The sequence below is a fragment of the Klebsiella sp. EMBS2024 genome, from assembly GCF_036233805.1.
GTDB lineage: Bacteria > Pseudomonadota > Gammaproteobacteria > Enterobacterales > Enterobacteriaceae > Klebsiella > Klebsiella pneumoniae.
The window spans coordinates 351,198-356,803 of record NZ_JAZARW010000001.1 but is presented as its reverse complement, the minus strand read 5'-3'; the positions used below and the strand labels follow the sequence as shown (position 1 = coordinate 356,803).

The 5,606-nt window shown below is 61.8% G+C and carries 5 protein-coding genes; 1 reads left to right on the top strand and 4 read right to left on the bottom strand.

Going from position 1 to position 5,606, the window contains the following annotated elements:
- Window positions 1-83: 83 nt before the first annotated feature.
- On the top strand, window positions 84-1,802 hold the full coding sequence (locus VZP09_RS01580) for a lysophospholipid acyltransferase family protein (protein ID WP_087847769.1): 1,719 nt from the start codon (window positions 84-86) through the stop codon (window positions 1,800-1,802).
- A gap of 155 nt (window positions 1,803-1,957) precedes the next feature.
- On the opposite strand, the gene tauD is transcribed toward VZP09_RS01580, so the two are convergent.
- The 4 genes from tauD to tauA are packed head-to-tail and all read right to left on the bottom strand — an operon-like array spanning window position 1,958 to window position 5,371.
- Window positions 1,958-2,809 (bottom strand): taurine dioxygenase, encoded by an 852-nt coding sequence (tauD, locus tag VZP09_RS01575; RefSeq protein ID WP_004147277.1) that lies wholly within the window; start codon window positions 2,807-2,809, stop codon window positions 1,958-1,960.
- A complete protein-coding gene (gene tauC / locus VZP09_RS01570) occupies window positions 2,806-3,633 on the bottom strand; it encodes a taurine ABC transporter permease TauC (protein WP_004215304.1) in 828 nt (275 codons plus the stop codon). Before tauC ends, tauD begins: the two co-directional genes overlap by 4 nt.
- Entirely contained in the window at window positions 3,630-4,397 is a 768-nt protein-coding gene (gene tauB, locus VZP09_RS01565) for a taurine ABC transporter ATP-binding subunit (protein ID WP_004178719.1), read from the bottom strand. Before tauB ends, tauC begins: the two co-directional genes overlap by 4 nt.
- Before the next feature lie 11 nt (window positions 4,398-4,408).
- Window positions 4,409-5,371 (bottom strand): taurine ABC transporter substrate-binding protein, encoded by a 963-nt coding sequence (tauA, locus tag VZP09_RS01560; RefSeq protein WP_002890192.1) that lies wholly within the window; start codon window positions 5,369-5,371, stop codon window positions 4,409-4,411.
- Window positions 5,372-5,606 lie beyond the last annotated feature (235 nt).

Sequence of the window (5,606 nt, the reverse complement as noted above, 5' to 3'; positions counted from 1 at the left end):
GCTGCGACCGAAACTTCACCCAACTGTAATCTGAACGACATCTCCACCTTCTACTGTCTGGGCAGGACGGAGGAGGAGCCACTATGTTTAGTCTCGACAACGTACTCGATGACCTGTGGCCTCAGGCGAGGCCCGCCCCCTGGCAAAAGAAACTGTTAAAAAAGCTATTTTATGAGGAAGAGTTTCAACAATTTGCCGACCGTCACCGCCACCTGAAGGGGCTTGATACGGTCGAACAGGTGCTGGAATACCTCAATATCCGCTGCGCCATCCCGGCGCACGATCTCGAACAAATCCCCGAATATGGCCCGCTGGTCATTATCGCCAACCACCCCACCGGCACCCTCGACGGCCTGGCGCTCCTGTATGCGGTATCCCGCGTGCGCCGCGATGTCAAAGTGGTCACCAACCGCATGCTCACCCACCTTGAGCCCCTGAGCTCGCTGTTTATCCCGGTAGATAATATTCATGGCCGCACCGCTAAAGCGGCGCTGCAGCAGATGGACCAGCAGCTGCAGGCCGGCGGGGTGCTAATCTTCTTCCCGGCGGGGGAAGTCTCCCGCCTCACCCGTCGCGGCATCCGCGATAAAAAATGGCACTCCGGCTTTATTAAGCTGGCGGCAAAATACCGCGCCCCGCTGCTGCCGGCGTGGATTAACGCCCGCAACAGCGCCCTGTTTTACGCCAGCACGCTGATATCAGACAACCTGCCGCTGCTCCTGCTGATGCAGCAGATGTTTCGCCGGCGCAACAGCAGCCTGCCGGTGCGTATCGGCCAGCAGATCCCCTGGTCGAACTGGTTCGATGCGCAGTCCAGCGCTCGCGAGCTTACCGGCCGCTGCTATCAGCACCTTGAACAGCTGCGCAAAGGGCTGCCGGGGCGGTTTAAAACCGAAAGCGCCATCGCCCGTCCGGAAGACCGGGCGCTGCTCAAACGCGAACTGCACAAGGCCGAATGCCTGGGCCGCACCGCCGATGGCAAAGCGATTTACCTCTGGCAGCGCAACGGCCAGGAGGACGCGCCGCTGCTGCGCGAGCTGGGACGTCTGCGGGAAATCGCCTTCCGCGCGGTCGGGGAAGGCAGCGGCAAACGGCGGGATATCGACGGGTATGACGACGACTATCTACATCTGATCCTGTGGGATGAAGAAGACCTCGAGATCGTCGGCGCTTACCGCTTTATGCCGACGACCATCCAGCTGGCAAAGCGCGGCCTGGAGGGGATCTACAGTTACAGTCTGTTCCATTACGACGGGCGGATGGACGATGTCCTGCAGCACGGCATTGAGCTGGGGCGCAGCTTTATCCAGCCGCGCTACTGGGGGCGTCGCGGGCTGGACTACCTGTGGTCCGGCATCGGCGCTTATCTGGCGCGCTATCCGCACTATCGCTATCTGTTTGGTCCGGTGTCGATTTCTGGCGGATTGCCGCCCGCCGCCCGCGATCTGCTGGTGGCATTCTACCGGCTGTGGTTCCCGGCGACGCATCCGCTGGCGGAGTCGCGTCGCCCTTATCCGGCGTCGCTGCCCGACGTGCTGGCGCAGTTTGGCGGGGAGGATTACAACGACGACCTGGCCCGGCTGAAGTCCCTGCTCGGCAACCTCGGCTGCGCGATCCCCCCGCTGTATAAGCAGTACTCGGAAGTGTGCGAGCCGGGCGGCGTGCAGTTTATCGATTTCGGCAGCGACCCGGATTTCAACAACTGCGTGGATGGTCTGGTGCTGGTGGATCTCACCTACCTGAAGGCCAATCGCTACCAGCGCTATATTGGCGCACATCTGGGTGCGCAAAAATCGGCATAAACGCTTTTTCCCGGCTTGCGGCGCGTTGCGCCTTAGCCGGGCTACCGTTTCCGACGGATCGGTAGCCCGGAAAAGGCGCGTCAGGCGCCGCCTCCGAAAAGCAGCGGGCAATGTTCTCCGCGGCTTGCGGCTGATGCCTTAACCGGCTACAAGCCTTACCCCGCCCGGTAATACGGCTTATCGCCGAGGATCGTCGCCCGGTGCATGATCCGCCGCTGCGGCAGATAGTCGGCGTTGGCGTAATGCTGCGTCACCCGGTTATCCCAGATAGCGACATCGTTCGGCTGCCAGCGCCAGCGCACCTGAAACTCCGGTTTAGTGACATGAGCAAACAGGAAGTTCAGCAGCGCTGCGCTCTCTTTCTCACTCACCTCGACAATTCGCGTGGTAAACCCTTCATTAACGAACAGCGCCTGCTTGCCGGTCACCGGGTGGGTACGCACCACCGGGTGCAGCAGCGGCGGATGCTTCGCCACCGCTTCCTGCCAGCGCCGATGCTCGGCTTCGGTCTTGTTGTACTTATACTCCTGGAACGATTTGCGGAAATCGTGTTCGGCATGCAGGCCGCTCAGCAGCTGCCGGAAGGGTTCTGACAGCGCTTCCCAGGCGGCGATGCCGCTGGTCCACAGGGTGTCCCCGCCGGTCGTCGGCAGCTCTTTCGCCGCCAGAATGGCGCCGGCGGGCGGCGTGTCGATAAAGGTGACATCGGTATGCCAGTTGTCATTATCCGGCGGATTATCGTTGTGGGTATCGAGGACGATAATCTCCTCCACCCCTGGGGCGTGAGGGTAGACCGGATGGATATGCAGGTCGCCAAAACGCAGCGCCAGATCGCGCTGTTGCGCCGGGGTGATGTTCTGCTCGCGCAGGAATACCACCTGATGACGCAGCACCGCGTGATACAGCTGTTCAAACTGGTTGTCGCTCAGCGGACGGGTTAAATCCGCCCCGCTCACCTGCGCGCCAATATAGGGCCCCAGCGGGGTAATGCTCAGACGTTCACTCATTGTACTTCTCCATGCCAGGGCGTCAGGCGCCGCTGCAGCGCGCGCAGACCCAGTTCCAGTAAAAAGGCGATAATGGCAATCACCGCGATCCCCGCCAGCACCACATCGGTGGCGAGAAACTCGCCGGCAGACTGCACCATAAATCCTAATCCGCGGGTGGCGGCGATCAGCTCAGCGGCCACCAGCGTTGACCAGCCCACCCCGAGACCAATGCGCAGTCCGGTGAGGATCTCCGGCAGCGCGCCGGGCAGGATCACCAGCCACAGCACCTGCGCCCGGCTGGCGCCAAGCGAACGGGCAGCGCGAATCCGCACCTGCTGCGCGCTTTTTACCCCTGCCAGCGCCGACATGGCTACCGGCGCGAAAATCGCCAGGTAGATCAGCAGGATCTTCGAGGTTTCACCGATGCCAAACCAGATCACCATCAGCGGTAAGTAGGCCAGCGGCGGCACCGGACGATAGAGTTCGATCAGCGGGTCGAGGATCCCGCGCACCGTCGAGTTGAGCCCCATGGCGATCCCCACCGGTACGCCAATAAGCACTGCCGCCAGCAGGGCGATAACGATCCGCGTCAGGCTCGCCGCCAGGTGCTGCCAGAGCGTCGCATCCATAAAGCCCTGCGGCCCGGCGATGGTGATAAGCTTCTGCAGCACCTGGCCTGGCGGCGGCAGAAACAGCGGGTTAATCAGCTGCAACGCCGCGACCGCCCACCAGACGGCCAGCAATACCGCCAGGGTCGCCACGCTGAGGGTGAGCTGGCGGGAGAGCGGCCAGCGCCACTTCAGCGTCGACTGACGCGGTTTGTCGTTCAGTACCACGCTCATGAGAAAGCCTCCCGTTGGTCAAACACCCGGCTCAGAATGTATTCCCGCTGTTCAATAAAGCGCGGGTCGGATTTGATGCTGCGGCAGGATTCGCCCGCGACAAAGCGACGGCTGAAATCAAGCGGCAGCCTCTCCACCACCCGTCCCGGCCCCGGCGACAGCAGCACCAGCTCGGTCGCCATGAAGATGGCCTCTTCAATATCATGGGTGATCAGCAGCACCTGTTTGCCGGTCTCATGCCACAGTTTCAGCAGCAGCGTCTGCATCTGCTCGCGGGTAAAGGCGTCAAGCGCGCCGAAGGGCTCATCCAGCAGCAACAGCTGCGGATTCGCCGCCAGCGCCCGGGCGATGCCCACCCGCTGGCGTTGACCGCCGGACAGTTGCCAGATAAAGCGCTTTTCCGCCCCTTCGAGCCCCACCTTCTTCAGCATCTGCGCCGCCGCTTGCCGGCGCTGCGCTTTATCCACGCCCGCCAGCTGGAGGCCCAGCGCCACGTTATCCTGCACATTGCGCCACGGCAGCAGACCTTCGTTCTGGAAGACCACCCCGCGCTCTGCGCCCGGCCCGGTCACCCGCTGACCTTCGAGGGTGATGCTGCCGTGCTGATAGGGCACGAATCCGGCAATCAGGTTCAGCAGGGTAGTTTTACCGCAGCCCGAAGGCCCCAGCACCACCAACAGCTCCCCACTCTCCAGCGTCAGGTTGATATCCGCCAGCGCCGGTTTACCGCCGTAGTCGGCGGAAAGATGCGAGATTTGCAGCATCGCCGCCTCCTTTACTTCACAAAGCGGTCAGTAACGTACTGACGATAATCGGTTCCCGCCGCAGGCACTTTGCCCTGCTCTTTCAGGAAGCGCGCGGTATCGACGATGGCCTGATTGACCGGCCCGTTCAGCGCCTGCGCCTGCTCAGCGGCGGTGAGATAGGTATTGCCCTTCACCAGACCGGGGACATCGGCTTCCGGCACGCCGCTCAGGCGCGCCAGCTTGCTGATGTTGTCCGGCTGTTTCAGCCATGCCTCCGGGTTGGCGATGTAGGGCTGCTGGGCGTCGATGGCGCTTTTAGCAAACGCTTTGACGATCTCCGGATGCTGCTCGGCGAAGTCCTTACGGACCACCCAGACGTCAAGAGTCGGCGCGCCCCACTCCCCAACCTGAGAAGAATCGGTCAGCACCTTGCCCTCTTTTTCCAGTTCGTTAACCGCTGGCGCCCAGACGTAAGCGCCATCGATATCCCCGCGCTGCCAGGCGGCGATAATCGCCGGCGGCTGCAGGTTAATAATCTGTACCTGGCCCGGCTTGATGCCCCAGTGTTTGAGCGCCGACAGCAGGCTGTAGTGGGTGGTGGAGATAAACGGCACGGCGATGCGCTTGCCGATCAGATCTTCCGGTTTGGTAATGCTTTTCTTCACCACCAGCGCTTCGGAGTTGCCGAGCTTTGAGGCAAGCAGGAACACTTCAATCGGCACCTGCTGGCTGGCGGCCACCGCCAGCGGGCTGGAGCCAATATTACCGATCTGCACATCGCCGGAGGCCAGGGCGCGTACCACGCTGGCGCCGCTGTCAAATTTCCGCCAGTCGACGGTCGCCCCGCTGGTTTTGGCGAAGGTGTTGTCCGCCTGGGCGACTTTCGCCGGCTCAGCGGAGGTTTGATACGCCACGGTAACGTTGACCGCCTGCGCCTGGAAGGCGGCGACAGCCAGCGCCGCCAGAAGAGTAATTCGCGATGTGAATGCCATAATGTCTGCTTCCCCTGAGTTGTTATAGGTGCAGTATTTCCGGCATCAGGATGGAGATGAAGTAATTAAAAATTCTGGCTAATAGCGAATCGTTTTTAGAACAAAAGCGGGAAAGGATAGTTGGTTTTGTGCGGTGAGTTAGTGGCAGATGGTTGGCGCCGGGCGGCGGCTACGCCTTACCCAGCGTCCGGTTCGCGCAATATGTAGGCCGGGTAAGCGCAGCGCCACCCGGCAA